Consider the following 21,261-nt stretch of genomic DNA (forward strand, 5'->3'; position numbering starts at 1 on the left):
AGGATAGCTAAAATATAAGTATGTGCCCAACATTTCAACAATTTCACAACAAAAAACATCGGCATCATAGAAAAAACGCTTTCATGATGCCGTTACTGTCACGGCGATACCAACTATAACCGCAATGTTACCCACTCTTCTACACTAGCCAATGCCGAAGGAAGAGCAGTTACATCTGTCCCGCCAGCCTGAGCCAGATCAGGACGGCCTCCTCCTTTACCTCCAACTTGTTGGGCAACGAAAGAGATTAAATCGCCTGCTTTTATTCTAGCAGTCAAATCCTTTGTTATACCAACAATTAGGCTGACTTTATCACCAGTCACTGTAGAAAGCACAATAATTGCCGATCCCAACTGATTTTTCAGATCATCAACCATTGTTCTGAGCATCTTAGGTTCAACATCACCTAATTGTGTCACCAGTAAACGAACACCTTGGATCTCTTTAGCCTGATTAGCTAAAGAAGAGCTTTCCTGAGCTGCTTGCTGAGATTTCAGTTGTTGCAACTCTTTTTCCAACTGTTTCGTTCTGTCCAGTGTCGTTTTCACTTTCTCATTCAGGCTACTAATATCACCTTTCACCAGATGAGCAATGTCTTGCAGTAAATCAGCTTGCTGATAAATTGAGTTCAGCGCAGTTTGCCCCGTAATGGCTTCAATACGGCGAATTCCTGCTGCTGTACCTGATTCACTGGATATACGGAACAACCCAATATCACCAGTGCGACTTGCATGAGTACCACCACATAATTCGGTAGAAAAGCCGCCCATGCTCAGTACACGAACTTTTTCATCATACTTCTCGCCAAACAGTGCCATAGCACCTTTAGCTTTTGCTTCTTCCAGCTCCATTAATTCTGTAACAACTGGTGAATTTTTGCGAATTTCTTCGTTCACCAGATTTTCTGTCTGACGAATCTGTTCTGGCTTCATTGCTTCAAAATGAGAGAAGTCAAAGCGCAGGTATTTATCATTGACTAAAGAGCCTTTCTGAGAAACATGCTCTCCCAGAATGTTACGCAATGCTGCATGCAGCAAATGGGTTGCAGAATGGTTCAAACGGATCGCATTTCTGCGTACCACATCAATTTCAGCATTGACTGTATGTTTAACGCTCAAACTACCACTTGTCAATTTACCAATGTGGCCGATTGCCTGAGCATATTTCTGAGTATCAGTAACTTCGAAGATACCATTGCCATTCAACAACTGTCCTGTATCTCCAACCTGTCCGCCTGATTCAGCATAGAAAGCTGTTTTATCAAGTATAACGATCGCCTCTTCGCCTGCATGAATTTGTTCAACAGATTCGCCATTACGGAAGATAGCGGTAATAGCAGCTTGCTGTGAATTATGTTCATAACCACAAAAATCACTTCGACCGTCAACTTTGATCAATTCATTGTAGTCTGTACCAAAACCACTGGATTCACGGGCACGACGACGTTGGTTTTCCATCGCTACATCAAAACCAGCTTCATCAACTTTGATATTTCTTTCACGGCAAACATCCGCAGTCAAATCAACTGGAAAACCATAGGTATCATACAAACGGAAAGCAGTTGCACCATCCAGGGTATCGCCGGGCAATTTCTCCAATTCTTCATCCAGTAACTGTAAACCACGATCCAAGGTACGGGCGAATTGTTCTTCTTCAGTTTTCAATACCTGCTCAACCAAAGACTGCTGTTTTTTCAGCTCTTCACCAGCAGCGCCCATCACCTTAATCAATGGAGCAACTAATTTATAGAAGAAAGTATCTTTTGCACCGAGCATATTACCATGACGGACAGCACGACGAATAATGCGGCGAAGTACATATCCACGGTTCTCATTGGATGGAATAACACCATCACAAATCAAGAACGCACATGCCCGGATATGATCTGCAACAACGCGCAGAGATTTATTGGTGAGATCTGTTGCTCCCGTCACTTCTGCAACTGAAGCAATCAAATTCTGGAATAAGTCAATCTCGTAGTTAGAGTTGACGTGCTGCAATACTGCGGCGATACGCTCCAGCCCCATACCGGTATCAACTGACGGTTTTGGCAGTGGTTCCATTGTACCATCGGCATGGCGATTGAATTGCATGAAGACAATGTTCCAGATTTCAATATATCTGTCACCGTCTTCTTCTGGGCTACCAGGAGGGCCTCCCCAAATGTGGTCACCATGGTCATAGAAAATTTCTGTACAAGGGCCACAAGGGCCGGTGTCACCCATTTGCCAGAAGTTATCTGACGCATAAGGGGCACCTTTGTTATCGCCAATGCGAATAATTCTTTCTGTTGGAACACCGACTTCTTTATGCCAAATATCATAGGCTTCATCGTCTGTCTCATAGACAGTAACCCACAGTTTTTCTTTCGGCAGATTAAACCATTCTTCGCCGGTCAATAGCTCCCATGCGTATTTGATGGCATCTTGTTTAAAATAATCACCAAAACTGAAGTTACCCAACATTTCGAAGAAAGTATGGTGACGGGCTGTATATCCCACATTTTCTAAATCGTTATGTTTACCACCAGCACGAACGCAGCGCTGAGCCGTTGTTGCTCTGGAATAAGGCCTTTTATCTAATCCAAGAAAAACATCTTTGAACTGGTTCATCCCTGCGTTGGTGAACAACAATGTTGGATCATTGTTTGGCACCAACGAACTACTTGGTACTATCTGGTGCCCTTTAGTATGAAAAAAGTCAAGAAACGCTTGACGGATCTCAGCGGTGCTTTTGCTCATAATTGTCCCGAAATCAAGCTGAAAAAACAGATTTATGAATGGTTGAGATGGTATATCACATTACCATTTCCACTCACGAATAAATTAAAGTGGGGTTAAGATAGAATGTCTTCCATTAGAAGTAAAATCCCATATAAATCCATTCGCTTTTCAGCATTGTAATTCGTCTGGGCATTTTCTGAAAGTCCGTTCGTTAGGCCAGTTTCGATACACCTGTTTCAAGGATGTTCACTTCCTATAAAAAAACCACACCCTAGATGGATGTGGTTTTGAAAAAGCCAGATTATTTCTGTGCATTACGGCAGAATAAAGAGTAATTAGAACTCTTCGTTATTTACTTCTTCACCGTTATCTTCATAATCTGTTACATAATCGGAAGCCGCGCTACTAAAGTCTCCAGTATTATTCAGCAACAGTTCGCGCAGTTTCTTATCTAATTCAGCCGCAGTTTCTGGATGCTCTTTCAGATAAATAGTGGCATTGGCTTTACCTTGCCCAATTTTGTCGCCATTATAGCTATACCACGCACCTGCTTTTTCCACCATTTTGTGTTTAACACCCAAATCGATTAATTCACCGAGTGTGTTAATACCTTCACCATAAAGAATTTGGAATTCAGCTTGCTTAAATGGCGCTGCAACTTTGTTCTTGACTACTTTTACACGAGTTTCGCTGCCAACAACCTCATCACCATTTTTCACAGAACCGGTACGACGAATATCCAAACGAACGGATGCGTAGAATTTCAGTGCATTACCGCCAGTCGTGGTTTCTGGGTTACCAAACATCACACCAATTTTCATACGGATCTGGTTGATGAAGATCAGCAGGGTATTTGAGTTTTTCAAATTACCCGCCAGCTTACGCATGGCCTGACTCATCATACGTGCTGCCAACCCCATATGGGAATCACCAATTTCACCTTCAATTTCTGCTTTTGGTGTCAATGCAGCAACGGAGTCAACGATAATGACATCAACAGCGCCAGAACGTGATAAAGCATCACAAATTTCCAGTGCTTGTTCACCTGTATCAGGCTGAGAACACAACAGGTTATCAATATCTACACCCAGTTTTTTGGCATAAACTGGATCAAGGGCATGTTCGGCATCAATAAAAGCACAAGTTCTGCCTTCGCGTTGGGCTGCAGCAATTACTTGCAATGTCAGCGTTGTTTTACCGGAAGATTCAGGCCCGTATATTTCAACGATACGGCCCATTGGCAAACCACCCGCACCCAATGCAATATCCAGTGACAAAGAGCCTGTAGAAATGGTTTCAACATCCATTGAACGGTTTTCACCCAAACGCATGATGGAACCTTTACCAAATTGTTTCTCAATTTGACCCAGCGCTGCTGCTAGTGCTTTTTGTTTGTTTTCATCGTTAGCCATGTTTACTCCTTCGCAAGCAATGAAGGGGCTGCCCCACTGCTGATAAACTGTTTCTGATACCAAAGTGCCATATGATTATACTGTATAATCATACAGCATCAAGCTAATTTTTTACGATTTCTTCCAACAATGTTGTTAAAGAAAAAATAACAGCCTGTAGACGCACTACATTGCGATCACCCACAAAATGTTGGTGATGTACTACAGTCTGTATGCTGCCATTTACATGAAAAGCAAAGCCAAACCAAACTGTGCCGGGTGGTTTTTCTTCACTGCCGCCATCTGGCCCGGCAATACCACTGACAGAAACAGCAAAATCCGCTTTAGCGGCTTTTAGTGCCCCTTCGGCCATTTCTTTTACGACCCGTTCGCTGACTGCACCAAACTGTTCGAGTGATGCCAGTGAAACACCCAGCATTTCATGTTTAGCATTATTACCGTATGTCACGAAACCGCGATTAAAATAGGCTGAACTTCCCGCAATATCTGTGATCACTTTGGCAATCCAGCCCCCTGTGCAGGATTCTGCACAGGTCACGGATAATTTTCTCTGTGTTAATCTCTTTCCCAGTTCAATACTAAGCTGATACAGGATTTTTTCATCCATAACAGGCCTTCAATGCTATAAGAAATTAATTTTTCCGAAACAGATCCCAAATCCATAGTCCCCCTATTGCCAAGGAGAGCAAGCTCCCAAAACCAATGCCAACCGCAACGGCTGAGGCACCAAAGCTAATGGAAATCAAATATAGCCCCAGCATAACCAGCATGGCACTGTTTTCACCAAGGTTTTGTACAGCAACGGCTTTACCTGCTCCCATCGAATGTTTTCCATGCTCTTGCAACAATGCGTTTAATGGAACAACAAATAGTCCACCAAATATGCCGAGGGCTATCAAGATCAGGTAGGAAAACCCTATTGATTGCTGAGTGACAAAAAGAATAACCATAATGCCAATCAGGATGCCTGCTGGCATACAACGGCGCACAGTTTTCAATGTAATAAACCGTGCCGCCAGACCAGCACCAACAATGATACCAATAGCGACTACAGCATTCATCAATGTAGGTGTGGTATTTCCCTCTATTCCCAGAACAACGGGAACCCAAGCAACCAACAGGAATCTCAGTGTGACACCTGCCCCCCAAAATAAACTGGTGCCAACCAATGAAAATCTCGTGTCCTGATTACGCCAAAGTGAAGCACAAACCGAGATAAAATCCACCAGCATTTTTTTGGGATTCCAGCCTTTTCCTTGGCGGGCGGCCCCCAAACGGGGAATATAAAAATTCGCCACAACTGCGGCAGCATACAACGATGCACAAAGCCCTAATGCCCATATCAGACTAGCGTCAGAAAGGAATCCGCCAGCAACTGAGCCAATCAAAATAGCAGCAATGGTCGATGCTTCCATCATCCCATTGGCTTTTACCAAACGTCCGCCATTCGTCAATTCCCCCAAGATCCCATACTTAGCAGGAGAATAAGCAGCCGCACCAATTCCCACTAAGGTATATCCCAGAAACGGATTCATATCGATGCAGATACTGATGGCTCCAAGCAATTTAACGCTATTGGAAAAGAGCATGACGCGCCCTTTTGAAAACCGATCAGCAATTTGCCCCACAAAGGGGGCAAGTACAATATAGGTCAGTACGAAGACAATTTGCAGGGCAGGCAGACTCCATTCTGGGTAAGCCTCAGCCTTTAATTGAGCCAGGATGGCAAAGAATAGCGCATTGTCAGCAAAAGCAGAGAGAAATTGCGATAATAATACTGCTTTCATACCCTGATTTAACAGTGGTTGTGTTTCCACAGTACCATTCATTTCCTTACTCCCATGTTACCTTACTCCTGTTCGGCCATTTTTCTTAATGTGACAAAATCTGGCTTGCCACTACCAAGCAAAGGAAGTTGCTTGATATAACGAATGTCTCGTGGAACCGCCAACTCAGGCATTCCCATTTCGCGGGCTATTCCCAGCATTGTATTTCTATTCAAATTGGTATCTGTTGTGAACAGGACTAGCGCTTCACCTTTACTTTGATCACTCTTGGCGGTTGCTGCATGTAGTGCATCAATGGAAGCCCTTGATGCGATTTGCTCTACCGCTTCAAGAGAAACCATTTCTCCCGCCAATTTAGCAAAGCGTTTCACACGCCCTTTAATCGTACAGAAACCTTCTTCGTCAATCGAAACGATATCTCCAGTGTCATACCAACCGATTTGGTTATTTCCTACCGCATCTTCTGCCGATGGTGGCTCCAAACGCTCAGGTGCTTCGACACGCAAATAACCTTTCATGACATTCGGCCCTCGTAACTGTAGGCGCCCTCCGTCTTCTATACCCTGTACAGGCAGTAAACGTGCCTCCATTCCCGGTAAAATCCGACCGACGCTTCCCATTTTTGCTGCCATTGGTACGTTGATCGCAACAACAGGTGCACACTCTGTCACACCATAACCTTCCAAAATACGAATACCGAATTTATCCTGCCAAACACGTTTAGTATTTTCTGACAATTTTTCTGCGCCAGCTACCACATAGCGCAACCGGGCAAAATCATAAGGATGTGCAAAGCGGGCGTAATGACCCAAAAAAGTCGAAGTTCCGAACAACACGGTGCAGTTGCGATCATAGATCAACTCAGGCACAACACGGTAATGCAGTGGGCTTGGATAAAGGAATACCCGGCTGCCTGTCATTAACGGAGTAAGTAAACCGACTGTCAGACCAAAGGCATGAAACAGTGGTAAGCAGGACATAAAACGGTCTTGTGGGGTAAAATCAGCAATTGTTTTTATCTGCTCAACGTTAGCCAGTAAGCTGGTGTGGCTATGAACAACCCCCTTTGGCGCGCCTTCTGAACCTGACGTAAACAGGATCAAAGCATCATCTTCCGGCTTTTGCGAAGTCATGATGGCCTTGGAAGGGAAAATCAGATGCCACAGTATCCATAGCTTATCATCCCGAGTGATGCTGTCTTTTAAATCCTCAAGATATACCCAATTCGCTTCTGTCACCTGTTCTGGTAAGTGGGTCAATTGCCCTTTTTCCAGAAATTGACGAGAGGTTACAATGGTTTTAATGGTTGCTGCCTGCATGGCATTTTTAATGCCGCTGCTGCCTGCCGTATAGTTCAACAGAGCAGGTATCCGCCCTTTCAACGAAGCACCATAAACGGCAGCCGCCATCACAGTTGCATTCGGCAGTAGCAAGCCAACCCGTTCACCTTCTTTTGTAAAGCGTTCTAAAATCCGGCTGACACCTAATATTTTTTTCAATAATGAGTGATAACTGTCTTCCTTGAGATTCACATCCTCAATACAAGGTTTAAAACGACCAAAGCGTTTTTGTGCAGCCAGGTAAGCACTAAACAACGTTTCTTTTGGACGTGTCTGCATTCTCACATCCATCATGATGGCATGAAGATGTTCCCCAGCTAAACGGCGGCGTGTTGTAGAGTTAGGTGCATCCGGCATCGGCAGATCAACGGCAGGTAAAATTTTAAGGGTGATTTTCGGGAACCAATGCAGTTTCATTATTCCTTTCAATCGCCCAAAAATGGTTTGTTCCGCGCCATCAATACGAATCGGAACCACCTTTGCGCCTGATTTAGCTGCAATAAACGCGGCACCATCATAGATTTTCATAAGGGAGCCGGTCACAGTGATCCTTCCTTCCGGGAAAATCACAATCGGACGCCCTTTCTCCACTTCTTTAACCAATGTCCTGACAGCCATCGGGTTGGTTGGATCCAGAGGTACAACATCCGCATAAGATTTGATGAATTTGAGAAAACCACGGGTCGCAATATTAGAATAGATAGCGAATACTGGTTTTACTGGCAAGAACAACCCAATTAAAAGACCATCCAGAAATGAAACGTGATTGGGTGTAATAATACATTTTGGATGTTTAAACTGCTTATCATCGCCTTCTACTGTGACACGAAAAAACACACGAATAAGTAACCGTATAAAATTTAAGAGCATATCCATATCTCAATATAATTAAATAAAATTAAAGTGAGTAAGTAGAATGATACTATAATTTGTATAAGCAATCTGATATACAGGATTTACCCGCCATATGAGAAATAAACCTAAAAGACCTCGATATATCAGATAATTTTATTTTTTCTGGTTCAAAATGTAAGATTTAACACTAAAGACAATATCTTCTGTTGTAAGGCTGGCATCAACAATTAAGTCTGCACACTCATGATATAGTGGCTCCCTTTCAACTAATACCGCTTCTATTTCTTCTGTGATGGATTTTCCTGTCAGGCTGGGGCGCTGTGAGTTTTCTGGATTGAGTGATAACCGCCTGGCTAACACTTCTGCGGACGTCTGCAAATAAATCACCGTGCCATTCTGCTGCATATAAAGGCGATTTTCTGGTGCCAGAACCATTCCCCCACCCGTGGAAATGACATGTTCACGTTGACTCACCGTTTTCAGTATCTGGCCTTCCAGTTTTCTGAAATATTCCCAACCATTTTGTTCAACAAGATCAGCAATACTCATTTGACTGGAGCTCTGGACACTCTCATCAGTGTCAACAAATTTATACGACAATGCTTCAGCTAACAACTTACCTATTGTCGTCTTCCCTGCACCTCGTGCACCTACGATGAATAGAGTTTGGTTCATTTTGCTGTTTTCCTGAAGGATATGTGAAATTAAGTCTAAACATGGAGTATAGTAACTAAATATTTACACTAGTGTAAAAAGTATTTTTTATTGAACAAAAAGTCACACTTAATCCTAAGTGTGACTGCATAATCCAATGAGTTTTAACTAAAACAGAACCCTATTAGCGGCGAGGTAAATAATCGCCATAACCAATCCATTTATATGTTGTCAGTGCATCAAGTCCCATTGGGCCTCTGGAGTGTAATTTTTGCGTACTGACAGCCACTTCAGCCCCTAAACCAAATTGACCACCATCAGTAAAACGGGTACTTGCATTTACATATACAGCGGCTGAATCTACCCGATGTACAAAATAGTCAGCCTGTTGCAACGACTCAGTCAAGATCGCGTCAGAATGAGCCGTACCATAAGTGCGGATATGGTCAATTGCTTGATCAATATCGCTGACAATCTCCACATTCATATCCAGTGACAGCCATTCATCACAGTAATCTTCCTCTATCACTTCGACAACTGTTGCAGGGCCGTTTTTCAGCAATGCCATTGCGGATTCACTGGCATGTAATGTCACTCCCTGCTCTTTCATTTTTACACTTAAGATTGGCAGGAAATCAGCCGCAATTTTCTCATGCACCAACAAGGTTTCTAATGAATTACAGGCGCTTGGACGTTGCACTTTCGCATTAGTGATAACTTCCAATGCTTTTTCGATATTGATGTTTTCATCTACAAATGTGTGACAAACACCAATTCCTCCGGTAATCACCGGAATAGTGGATTGTTCACGACACAGTTTATGCAATCCAGCGCCACCGCGAGGGATCAACATATCAACATAGCGATCCATTTTCAGCAATTCAGCCACCAACTCACGATCCGGTTTACTGATAGCCTGAACCGCAGCCGCAGGTAGCCCGCTTTGTTCCAGTGCCTGCTGAATCACTTTAACCATGGCCTGATTAGTATGATGAGTTTCTTTACCACCGCGCAATATTACCGCATTGCCGGTTTTCAGACACAATGATGCGACATCAATAGTGACGTTCGGACGGGCTTCATAAATTACGCCAATGACTCCCAGAGGAACACGGCGACGGCTCAATTGCAATCCATTATCCAATAATTGCCCATCCATCACTTGCCCAACCGGATCGGCCAAACGACAGACCTGACGCACATCATTAGCTATAGCGTTCAAGCGCTCAGATGTCAGCAATAACCTATCGAGCAACGCGTCATTCATACCCTGTTCACGGGCTTGGTCCATGTCTTGCTGGTTGGCCGCAAGAATAACCTCACTTTCAGTCTCCAATAAATCAGCAATGTGATTCAATGCCTGATTTTTCTGGCTGGTACTTAACTGAGCCAATCGCCATGATGCTGCTTTGGCTGCTTTTCCCATCTGCTCTAGCATGGTGGAATCCTTTACTCACGATCAATTAAGATCTATCAATTATGATCAATTAACTTACGATCAAATCGTCACGGTGAACCGCAACAGCACCATATTCATATCCCAGTATCTGGCTGATTTGCTGTGAATGATGACCTGCAATCAAACGTAAGGCGTCACTGTTGTAGCGGCAAACACCATGAGCCAAATCTTTGCCGGATAAGCTAAGAATGCGAATAACTTCACCACGGGAAAAATCACCTTTAACGTTTTTGATCCCTTTTGGTAACAATGAACTGCCTTTTTCAAGGATGGCGGCTTCTGCACCATGATCGACAATGATTTCTCCGGCAGGAGGTGCGCCAAAGATCCAGCGTTTACGATTTTCCATCGGGCTGGCTTGACCATGAAAACGTGTACCTACTGGTTTTCCTTGAATGACATCGGCAATAACGTCTGGTTTATTGCCAGCCGCGATGATGACATCAATTCCTGCACGCCCGGCAACACCAGCAGCCTGAAGTTTTGTCGCCATTCCTCCCGTGCCCAAACCTGAAACACTGTCTCCGGCCATCATTTTCAATTCATCGCTGATGTCATGTACTTCAGAGATCAATTCTGCATCAGGATTGTTGCGAGGATCCGCAGTATAAAGTCCTTCGATATCTGTCAGGAGCAATAATTTATCTGCACTGCCCAAAATAGCCGCTAACGCAGAAAGGTTATCATTGTCACCCACTTTAATTTCCGCTGTCGCAACGGCATCATTTTCATTAATAATGGGAACAATGTGGTTATCAAGCAATGCCTGAAGTGTATCTCTTGCATTCAAGAAGCGTTCACGATCTTCCAAGTCCGCACGGGTTAGCAACATTTGCCCGACATGGATACCATAAATCGAGAAAAGCTGCTCCCATAATTGAATCAGACGGCTTTGCCCGACTGCTGCCAGCAACTGTTTTGACGCGATTGTAGCGGGAAGATCAGGATATCCTAAATGCTCACGTCCGGCCGCAATCGCGCCGGAAGTCACAATAATAATGCGGTGGCCTTTTTCATGCTGTTGAGCACATTGGCGAACCAGCTCCACAATGTGAGCACGATTCAAACGACGAGAGCCACCAGTCAATACACTCGTCCCCAGTTTCACAACCAATGTTTGGCTGCCATTTATCATATTTCTGCCATTACAGTTATTTGAAAAAACAATTTGAAAAAGCAATATGCTTAAGAAAACCACGCGTTTAAAAAAACAATATTTAGTTTTAACAGGAGAGAAGCGTTATGCCAACTGACATAACGCAAAATTTAAAAAAAGCGGGCTTAAAACAGACTCATGCTATCATTTGCGTCTGAAGAGTGATCGTATTATCGGATGGGATTAACGTAAGATTGAGCGTTTCAAAAGAATCGGCCAGACGTTGATGAAACGTCTGCAAGGTCGACTCAAGATGCTCCAGATCAGCCTTTTTTTTGATACTCATGGCACGCCATTCACCATTTTTATCAAATAAGCCTATCTGATAGTTATAAATAAAACCTTGCTCCTGTGCCTCTAATTCCAACCACCATCCCCAGAATTCGCGTTTTTCTGGCGCCGCTTTTGCACTGACACAAACCGCCAGACAGTCAAAGAAAAAATAACCGTTTTGGCATTTTAATTCACGTACATACGGCCCTAATGCAGAAAAACTCTTTAACAACTTATTTTTAGAATAACTTGCGGGCAAAGTCATACAAAGGTCTCCTTATATACAGAACACCTTTGTATCAAATGATTAAAAAATATCAAGTAATAAATTTCGTTTTATACAACTTTATCTTTCAACCATACACTTATTTCGTGTAATGCCTTATTGAAACCACTATAAACTGATGTAGCAGGAATAGCCCGTAATGAGCCATCCATTGATGACATGGCAATCAATTTTGAGTCTTTTCTTGGGCTGAAAATATCGTCTTCCCAATACACTGAAAACATTGGAACAATACAGCGTCGGCCCAGCAATCCTTGATTTTTCAAGGAATAACAACTCAGCTCTGAACGCAGTCTCTCTTCATCAACGTGGTAAATGCCCAATCGGCTAGCCAACACATCAATATACATTGACGGAATTTTCTGCTGTAATTTCTTATCATGCAGTAATTCATGAACAATCGGGCCTACCACCGCAACCCCTTTAATAAGCTTTGGTTCCAGATAAGCCAGACGAACAGCAATATTTGCACCAAAACGAAAACCAAACACACCGATACAGGTATGATCAATCCACGGTATGGTATTCAGTTGTTGCAGAATTTGTTGATGAAGCGTGCAGGTATCCTGTGTCAATGTAAATTTGGCTGAATAACCAACAGAAGGCATATCCACCGTCAACATGGCAAAACCGAGAGGCGCAAAATGTTCGCGGAATAAACGCCAACAATCGCTCTGTATATTATCAAGGCTGGCACAGACTAAGATCGTTGGACAAGGTCCCTGAACATGGGAAGGAAGATGCAATAGTCCAGTAACATTTTTGCCTTCCTCCAAATGAAATTCCAGTTTTTTCAACTCATAATCAGAAAAGCGCGCAGCATTTTCATAGGCTTTATTAGCCAACACACTGGCTTGATCGGCCAATTCATCACCACGCAAATGAGGATAAGCAGCAATACTGTAGAGCATTGCAGCTTTTAACCAACATGTCCCTGCTTTCTCGGCCTCTTCAGCATGCAATGCTTCCTGTTGCCAGTGCATCGCCTGCTGCGACCACTCAAATGCCCAATTTCCTTTACGATAGCCGATGACAGTATCCAATAAATGGTCAGTACTGCGCTCGGCATCTGTTACGGCAATCCGGCTTAGCACATCTTGAATTTCAAGCGGATTTATCCCCCTCCAGATCCAGGCAAGCCAATTAATCATTCGATACCAACGCTCCTCGCCAAGCGTGCTATCACTGGCATTTATAGACTGTGGGCGAGTGTATTTTACCAGTGTAGAGGTTTCTGGATGCTTAAACCGGGGCTTAAACAGCGACTCTGAAAGGTTTTGTTTAGTCATGACAAAAGAAAAATCTTACTGCTTATCACAAATAGGTGGAACGAACATGACTCCCATATCCCATGGCTGCTCAATCCATGTGTTTTGGGGAATATCAATAACATAATTATCCACAAGAGGACGACCGGCAGGTTTTGCAAAAATCGTTACAAAATGGGCTTTCGGATACATCGCGCGAATGGCCTTTGCAGTTCCTCCGCTATCAACCAAATCATCAACAACGATAAAACCTTCACCGTCTCCTTCCGCTTTTTTCAATACATGCAACTCGCGCTGATTATCGTGATCATAGCTGGAAATACAGACAGTATCGACATGACGAATTCCCAATTCACGTGCCAGTAATGCTCCCGGTACAAGACCACCGCGGCTGACAGCAATAATACCTTTCCACTGTTCGACGGGAAGTAAACGTTGTGCCAATTGACGGGCATGTATTTGCAACATATCCCACGTTACAACATATTTTTCACTCATAAAATTTGATCCTGGAAACTAAAGAATATTTCAGAAAAGCGTTTTTTTGCGGAAAAAAGGTTGCGCGAGATTATAGTGATTTGAGCAGACAAAAACCAGTAAAAACAAGGTAAGGCCTCATTCTGACTGCGCATTGCCGATAATAAAATGGTATTCTCAAGCATGGCATGGGCATTGGGATAACGCAAGACGACAAAAGCACCCCAATGTATCAAACATTACCATTTTCTCACCAAGATATATTTTCTCACCAAAATGTAGTTACAGGAGATTCGCCGTGTCCGCATTATCAACCTTATCACCTCAGCCACTATGGGATATTTTTGCCCAAATTTGTTCCATTCCGCACCCGTCCTATCATGAAGAAGCACTGGCATCCCATATCATTGAATGGGCAAAAAGCAAAGATTTTCATGTTGAGCGTGATGAAGTCGGCAATATTTTGATCAGAAAACCTGCTTCAAAAGGGATGGAAAATCGCAAGGCCGTCGTACTTCAGGCGCACCTTGATATGGTTCCACAGAAAAACAATGATACCCAACACGATTTCACAAAAGATCCTATCCGTCCTTATATTGATGGTGATTGGGTGACAGCCGATGGTACAACTCTGGGCTCTGATAACGGTATCGGCATGGCTTCCGCTCTGGCAGTGTTAGCGGATGAATCCGTCAAACACGGCCCATTGGAAGTTCTATTGACCATGACTGAAGAAGCAGGCATGGACGGCGCATTTGGCCTGAAATCCGGCTGGTTACAGGCTGATATTCTGATCAATACCGATTCAGAAGAAGAAGGCGAAATTTACATGGGTTGTGCCGGGGGCATTGATTTTGTCACAACCTTGCCATTGTCCCGTGAAGCTCTGCCATCTGGCTACAAGACTCTGGAACTCACTATTAAGGGATTGAAAGGGGGTCACTCTGGTGGTGATATCCATCTGGGGCTTTGCAACGCCAACAAATTATTGGCTCGCTTTCTGGCGGTACATGCAGATGAATTAGACTTGAAATTAATTCACCTGCAAGGGGGAACCCTGCGCAATGCCATTCCTCGTGAAGGTTCCAGTGTCATTGCAGTTCCAGCCGATAAACTTGAAAAACTGCATCAACTGAAAGATAGCTATCTGGAAACACTGAAAAACGAATATGAGGTTGTTGAAGCTAGCCTTACTCTCTTACTGAATGAAATCGAAACATCATCGCAGGCGCTTACGGAAGATTGCCAGATTCGTTTCCTCTCCATGCTCAATACCATGCCTAACGGTGTTATCCGTATGAGTGATGTCGCCGAAGGTGTTGTAGAAACTTCGCTGAACGTCGGCGTTGTGACAATGGATGAAGAAAAAGTCGAAATTATTTGCCTGATTCGTTCACTGATCGAAACTGGCAAATCTTATGTTGTTGAGATGCTACATTCTCTGGCAAAACTGTCTGGTGCGAAAACAGTAGCCAGTGGCAGTTATCCGGGTTGGCAGCCTGATGCCAATTCCCCGGTGATGTATTTAGTTCGCGAAACTTACCAGCAACTTTTCGACAAGACACCAAATATCATGGTGATCCACGCTGGTCTGGAATGTGGCCTGTTCAAAAAGCCATATCCTGACATGGACATGGTTTCCATCGGCCCAACCATTCGTGGCGCTCATTCTCCTGATGAAAAAGTTCACATTAAGAGCGTTGGTCAATATTGGCAGTTACTCACCGCGATACTGAAATCTATTCCGGTTAAAGAGTAAGAAGGACAAGAAAAAGTAACCAAAAACTCTATCGTCTCTCCCCTGCTATTTGTCGTAGGGGAGATTCAGCCGTTTGCCTATTGGCTGCATCTTTACCACTCTAATATCTTTACCACGCTAATAAAAGCTGACGTTCTAATTGTGGATTTTGCAGGGTGACATGCAACCCAACTAACCTAACCCCTCTCCCTTCTCTACGTGTTTCCCAGGCTTGCTGTGCAACCTGAATCAAATCAGATTTATCCAATAACGGATGAGTATGCTCCTGTGTCGTCAATTGAAAATCATCAAACTTTAATTTGATCCCCTGACGAGCAATGCGCAGATCCGGTTTTACTTTTTCTAACCGCTTTTCCAACTCAGGATAAAGTTTTTCAATCAACTCCACACACTCGTGCCATTCATGAATATCCTGCGCCAACGTTTTTTCCACCCCGACAGACTTACGCAAACGCTCTGGTGTAATCTGCCGCTCGTCAATACCGTGGCAGCGTTCCCAAAGTGATAAGCCAAATTTACCCAAGCTTTTTATTAACGCCAGCTTATCGTAGTGTTGGACATCAGAGCAGGTTTCCAACCCCATGTCTGACAGACGCTTGGCTGTAACTTTTCCGACACCGGGAATTTTGCGTAATGGCAACGACTTAACAAAAGTTTCTACCTGTTCAGGAGAAATAACATATTGACCATTCGGTTTATTGATATCAGACGCTATTTTGGCTAAAAACCGGACAGGCGCAACACCGGCAGAGGCAGCTAATTGCAACTCATCAAAAATGACCTGACGAATTTCTTGGGCAATTAAGGTAGCGGAACCATGGCAATAATGGCAGTCTGTTACATCCAGATAAGCCTCATCCAAAGAGAGGGGTTCAATCAACTCGGTGTAACGGGAAAAAATTTGGCGGATATGTTGAGAGACTTCTTTATAAATCGCCATTCGACCGGGAATGACTTTCAATTGAGGGCAGAGTTTTAACGCCATAGCAGTGGGCATCGCACTATGAACCCCAAAACGACGGGCGTGATAATTCGCCGTACTGATTACACCTCTTCGATCAGCACTTCCCCCCACTGCAATAGGAATATTGCGAAGTGATGGATTATCCCTCATTTCAATGGCAGCAAAAAAGCAGTCCATATCAATATGAATAATTTTGCGCATCTGATCTCTCCACGCCAAAACACTGTATAAATATACATAAATGAACTATGAAACTCTAGCTAATTTTTTAGCGAAATTTCAACAGGCTCATCTCCTTGAATGTAAACGTAATTCATCAATTTTTTTGATTGATACTTGCAGCCACTGCAAAGCTTCATGAGTGGTTGAATTAAAACCAAAACATTAAATAAGCCGGTTGGATAGCAATGAAAAAGATGGATAACAGCAAAAAATATTGGGATAATCAGCCCCTAAATCGGACGATATAAAAACCCTATAATTTATTTAATTTAAACATAATATTCTACCAAAATCACAAAATACCAACTCAATATATCAATTAGTTTTAGTACAATAGTGACATGAATGAATTTCATATGTAACATTAGCTAAGTTGATCAATTAGATATACTTTATTAAAAATAATAAGGGTAGTAATGAAAAATAATATGTCGTTTTTTCTATATCAGATATCTGATATTTTATTTACATCCTCCACAAGGGCATTTGGTATGCTATTTTCATGGTGGATGATTGAAGTGCTGAATCTCGACTTTCAGCTTGGGTGGTTTATCTTTTCGTCATGGTTATTACAGGTCTTATTTCTGGTTTTTATGAGTGATCTTGGCGACAGATTCAACAAAAAAAATATAATATTATGTTGTATCATCCCAACGGCTTTGCTTTTTATTCTTTCTAATTTTATAGATAAAAACCTATACCTTCCTTTAGGTATTATTTATATTTTCGCTTCTATCTCAGCCATACTCATTCAACCGATTGGTACAAGTATCCTCCCAGAAATCAGTGATAAAAATAAACTAGAATCTGCATTTAAATATCGGGGGATTGTTAATTCCGTTAATATTATTCTTGGCCCCGCCATATCTGGGATCGTAATCCACTATTTAAGCATTGATGGCGCTTTAATTTTTATTTCATCAATGGCCATTTCATCCATTATTGGGTTTTACTTTATCAAGAGTAAACAAACCGAAAAACCATTAAAAAATCATAAAAGTAAGATAGGAAGCATTAGAATCATTACTAAAAACCCGACAGAGGCAAGTTTAGTCATTGTTTCCTCCTTTTTTAATTTCACCATAGTTCCATTAGTCACCTATATCACTCCACTTATTATTATAAACGAATTTAAACTGAGCGCTTTACAAGTAGGAATTGCCGAAGCCACATTTGGATTAGGCATGATGATTGGAAGTGTCATTATTATTAAATATATGAATAAGTTATTCTGTAAGGCTCATGGTGCCTTTATTGCTGCGTTCACAATCTCTGTGTGCATAGCCGGGATCTCTACAGCAACATCATTAACTGGACTATGTATTTATATGTTAATTAGTGGAATAGGGGTGGTCATTTATAACATCAATACTACTTCAATTCGATGCCTTGCAACACCAGAAACTCATCGTAATACAATGGAATCCAAATTTCTTGCTATCTGCATTGTATCAATACCGTTGGGAATGATATCCGCTACATATATTGTAGAAAGCTATGATATAAGAATTTTATTACTCGTCTTTTCTGCTTTAATGGGATTAGTGTCGTTTTTGGTTCTGTTTTCACCAAAATATATTGAAATATCAAAAAAGTCAGAGTCTGAGTTGGATAGCTATTATGGTAAAATTTATCCTAAAGCTTACCATTCAGAAAATGGATAAAAAAATTAATCATTAATTGTAAACGATTCATTATCTCAGATAGACAAAAGAACGCCTGCAATTCGTACAGTGCAGGCGTTTTTCATCATTTAATCTTATCCTCCGCTCGGAAAAATCAATGTCTGCCCCGGGGCTTCACGATTAAGATGAATAAAGTTCAAATGCTTTTCATAGTGGTCAAGAATATCGCCAATAATTTGTTCTTTTGTGTAATCCATCAAATCATTACCTTGAGTCCCTTCCATCAAAAACGTTTCCAAACGGTAATAGTAAGACTTGCCAGATCTAGCTCGATAGGTAAATCCGGGTACGGAATAACGCTGCGGCCAAATCTGATAGATAAAATTTTGCTCATCACCCAAATCAACAACCAACTCCAGTGGATTTAATCGCTTGTCCTCTTGTGAAGGCAAGGCATGGAACTGAACTTTCGCGCCACGCACAACTAACTCTTTCGCCACTTCCAACATAGCGGGACGACATACCATATCCAGCATCCGCTGAGTATTTTTCGTACCAGGAAAATGCATCATACGGCTTAAGCGCTGCTTCCAATTCAATGACCCATTATCATGCACAAGAGTCGGTGAGGTATTTTGCAATGAACTGGCTTTACGGAAATCTTCTACACGCAAAGATTTATACAATCCCGCCATAACAAAGAAGATCACAAAACTAAAAGGCAGCCCCATGATGACCGTTGTATTCTGCAAAGCAGAGATACCATCGGTCATTAGAATACCTAATGTTAATACTCCAATTGCCACAGACCAGAAAATTCGCAGCCAATTAGGGGCATCATTATTGATATCACTCAGATTAGATGTGAAATTTCCCAAAACTAACGATCCAGAATCTGCGGATGTCACATAAAACAACAATCCCGTAATCGTGGCTACAGATGCGCTGAATGTGAAGGCCGGATAAAGTGCCAACAAACCATAAAAACCTTGTTCTGGGTATTGCAGCACTGTTTCAGCCAATTGGCGATTACCATGAAGGATTTCATACAACACACTGTTACCAAAAACCGATAACCATAACAGTGTAAAAACAAATGGAATGACTAATGTTCCCATGACAAACTGACGAATAGTTCTGCCACGGGAAATACGGGCCAAAAACAGGCCAACAAACGGCGACCAAGCTACCCACCATGCCCAGAAAAATAGCGTCCAGCTATTCATCCATTCATTCGGGCGCTCAAAGGCAAAGCTATTCAGCGTCATGCCCATGAAACGACTGATATAATCCCCGACATTCTGTACCAACCCGTTAAGCAAGAATTCAGTATCCCCCACAAACAAGACAAACAGAACCAATCCAAGAGCCAATAGCACATTCAACTCAGATAAAAATCTAATCCCCTTGTTTACACCAGAAGTCACAGAAACAATTGCCATCACCACAGATAACAGAATCAAGCCTCCCTGTACTCCCAAGCCCTGAGGTAATCCAAAAAGTACTTTCAGGCCATAATTCAGTTGTACCACCCCAATTCCCAGCGTGGTTGCAATCCCGAAAATTGTCCCTATCACTGCTGCAATATCCACAGCATGACCGATTGCGCCTTTTATTCGGTTACCGAAGATGGGATAAAGCGCCGAACGAATGGTCAGAGGGAGGTTATAACGATAACTAAAATACCCTAATGCAATTCCCATCAAAGCATACATAGACCAGCCCGTCAGGCCATAGTGAAACAATGTCCACACCATAGCCTGACGAGCGGCTTCAATCGTTTCCCCCTGACCCGTTGGGGGCCGCATATATTGCGTCACAGGTTCAGCCACCGAGAAAAACATCAAATCAATGCCTATTCCAGCAGCAAACAGCATTGCAGCCCAACTGAGTAAACTGAACTCTGGCTTGGATTGCTCCGGCCCTAATTTAATGGAGCCAAAACGGGAGGCAGCAACAAAAATAACAAACACAATGTAAAGCGTAGCAGCGAGTAAGTAGTACCAACCGAAAGTTTTAGAGACCCAACCCAGAGTATTTTTTATCCAGGCACTGGTTGCATCTGTAAAAAAAATCGTGAATAGCGAAAAAATAATAATCAGTCCGGCAGAGGTGAAAAAAACGACAGAGTTCAGCGTATCCTTCTGAATGTTTTTTGGACTGTCTTGTATGTTCATAGGCAGTTCCTGAAATTATTTGGAGTAGAGAAACAAAAAAGAATAATTGATATAACGAATTGAATTAAAAACAAAATTTAAACCATACTGAATAATTTTAATTGCAGATTGTGAAAATATTGTAATAAAACATATTTAATTTTGATTGAACATTCAATTAAAAAAAAGTTTAATAACCGCCGAATGATTGATTTTCTGAGCATAAAATCATGCCAAAAATTGGAATGCAGTCGATAAGAAAACAACAACTCATTGATGCAACATTAATCGTCGTCAATGAAGTGGGTATGCAGGAAGCGAGTATTGCGCAAATAGCCCGAAAAGCAGGTGTTTCCAACGGTATTATCAGCCACTACTTCAAGGACAAAAACGGGTTACTGGAAGCCACCATGCGTTACTTATTGCATCAACTGAGAATGGCTGTAGCACGTCGATTACGCCTGCTGGACAACGCAACGCCCACTCAAAGGCTAAAAGCGATTGTCGAAGGGAATTTTGATCCCAGCCAAATCAACGGCGCTGCAATGAAAACCTGGTTGGCATTTTGGGCAAGCAGTATGCACCAACCCAAGCTTTATCGGTTACAACAAATCAATGAACGCCGTTTGTATTCCAATATCTGCGTCGAATTCAAACGCACTCTGCCAAAAACAGAAGCACAGCTCGCAGCACAAGGGCTTGCTGCATTGATTGACGGCATTTGGCTGCGAAGTGCATTAAGCAGCAAGCCTTTTAACTTGGATGAGGCGTTAAAAATCACCATCAATTACATCGAGCAGACTATATCAGGCAAAAATAGATGTGTCTGATAGGACCTGAGTTCT

Annotated in this window: 16 protein-coding genes; 3 read left to right on the forward strand and 13 right to left on the reverse strand. The window is 42.5% G+C overall.

The annotated features are described in order from the left end of the window. Positions 1-113: 113 nt before the first annotated feature. The 11 genes from alaS to gpt form a co-directional block, all read right to left on the reverse strand. Entirely contained in the window at positions 114-2,741 is a 2,628-nt protein-coding gene (alaS, locus tag Xmir_RS13365) for an alanine--tRNA ligase (RefSeq protein ID WP_099114711.1), read from the reverse strand. A gap of 317 nt (positions 2,742-3,058) precedes the next feature. After that, positions 3,059-4,135 carry a recombinase RecA gene (gene recA, locus Xmir_RS13370; protein WP_099114712.1) on the reverse strand — a complete coding sequence of 359 codons (1,077 nt, stop codon included), beginning with the start codon at positions 4,133-4,135 and terminating at the stop codon, positions 3,059-3,061. Between the two features lie 103 nt (positions 4,136-4,238). Continuing rightward, complete coding sequence (pncC, locus tag Xmir_RS13375) at positions 4,239-4,742, reverse strand: nicotinamide-nucleotide amidase (RefSeq protein WP_099114713.1); 504 nt, start codon at positions 4,740-4,742, stop codon at positions 4,239-4,241. 25 nt (positions 4,743-4,767) lie between these two features. Further along, the gene (lplT, locus tag Xmir_RS13380; RefSeq protein WP_099114714.1) at positions 4,768-5,964 is read right to left on the reverse strand and encodes a lysophospholipid transporter LplT; all 1,197 of its coding nucleotides are present in this window, start codon (positions 5,962-5,964) and stop codon (positions 4,768-4,770) included. A 20-nt stretch (positions 5,965-5,984) separates the two neighbouring features. Beyond that, on the reverse strand, positions 5,985-8,132 hold the full coding sequence (gene aas, locus Xmir_RS13385) for a bifunctional acyl-ACP--phospholipid O-acyltransferase/long-chain-fatty-acid--ACP ligase (RefSeq protein ID WP_099114715.1): 2,148 nt from the start codon (positions 8,130-8,132) through the stop codon (positions 5,985-5,987). Positions 8,133-8,270: 138 nt separating this feature from the next. Beyond that, a complete protein-coding gene (aroL, locus tag Xmir_RS13390; protein WP_099114716.1) occupies positions 8,271-8,792 on the reverse strand; it encodes a shikimate kinase AroL in 522 nt (173 codons plus the stop codon). 163 nt (positions 8,793-8,955) lie between these two features. Next, positions 8,956-10,209, reverse strand: coding sequence for a glutamate-5-semialdehyde dehydrogenase (proA, locus tag Xmir_RS13395; protein ID WP_099114717.1), 1,254 nt, complete (start codon positions 10,207-10,209; stop codon positions 8,956-8,958). A gap of 49 nt (positions 10,210-10,258) precedes the next feature. Beyond that, the gene (gene proB / locus Xmir_RS13400; protein ID WP_099114757.1) at positions 10,259-11,362 is read right to left on the reverse strand and encodes a glutamate 5-kinase; all 1,104 of its coding nucleotides are present in this window, start codon (positions 11,360-11,362) and stop codon (positions 10,259-10,261) included. Positions 11,363-11,522: 160 nt separating this feature from the next. Next, positions 11,523-11,924, reverse strand: a complete 402-nt coding sequence (crl, locus tag Xmir_RS13405) for a sigma factor-binding protein Crl (RefSeq protein WP_099114718.1) — start codon at positions 11,922-11,924, stop codon at positions 11,523-11,525. A gap of 71 nt (positions 11,925-11,995) precedes the next feature. Next, entirely contained in the window at positions 11,996-13,234 is a 1,239-nt protein-coding gene (frsA, locus tag Xmir_RS13410; protein WP_099114719.1) for an esterase FrsA, read from the reverse strand. 15 nt (positions 13,235-13,249) lie between these two features. Beyond that, a complete protein-coding gene (gene gpt, locus Xmir_RS13415; RefSeq protein ID WP_099114720.1) occupies positions 13,250-13,711 on the reverse strand; it encodes a xanthine phosphoribosyltransferase in 462 nt (153 codons plus the stop codon). Positions 13,712-13,988: 277 nt separating this feature from the next. Here gpt and pepD point away from each other — a divergent pair, with 277 nt between their 5' ends. Beyond that, on the forward strand, positions 13,989-15,449 hold the full coding sequence (gene pepD, locus Xmir_RS13425; RefSeq protein ID WP_099114722.1) for a beta-Ala-His dipeptidase: 1,461 nt from the start codon (positions 13,989-13,991) through the stop codon (positions 15,447-15,449). Between the two features lie 109 nt (positions 15,450-15,558). Here pepD and dinB read toward each other — a convergent pair whose 3' ends face one another. Then, positions 15,559-16,614 carry a DNA polymerase IV gene (gene dinB / locus Xmir_RS13430; RefSeq protein WP_099114723.1) on the reverse strand — a complete coding sequence of 352 codons (1,056 nt, stop codon included), beginning with the start codon at positions 16,612-16,614 and terminating at the stop codon, positions 15,559-15,561. A 437-nt stretch (positions 16,615-17,051) separates the two neighbouring features. Between dinB and Xmir_RS13435 the strand changes: the two genes are divergently transcribed. After that, positions 17,052-18,299 (forward strand): MFS transporter, encoded by a 1,248-nt coding sequence (locus Xmir_RS13435; RefSeq protein ID WP_099114724.1) that lies wholly within the window; start codon positions 17,052-17,054, stop codon positions 18,297-18,299. Between the two features lie 95 nt (positions 18,300-18,394). Here the strand turns inward: Xmir_RS13435 and Xmir_RS13440 are convergent, their stop codons facing one another. Continuing rightward, positions 18,395-20,437 carry a choline transporter gene (locus Xmir_RS13440; RefSeq protein WP_099114725.1) on the reverse strand — a complete coding sequence of 681 codons (2,043 nt, stop codon included), beginning with the start codon at positions 20,435-20,437 and terminating at the stop codon, positions 18,395-18,397. Positions 20,438-20,646: 209 nt separating this feature from the next. On the opposite strand from Xmir_RS13440, the gene betI reads away from it, so the two are divergent. Continuing rightward, positions 20,647-21,246 (forward strand): transcriptional regulator BetI, encoded by a 600-nt coding sequence (gene betI, locus Xmir_RS13445; RefSeq protein ID WP_099114726.1) that lies wholly within the window; start codon positions 20,647-20,649, stop codon positions 21,244-21,246. The last annotated feature ends 15 nt before the right edge of the window (positions 21,247-21,261 follow it).

The sequence above is a fragment of the Xenorhabdus miraniensis genome (assembly GCF_002632615.1).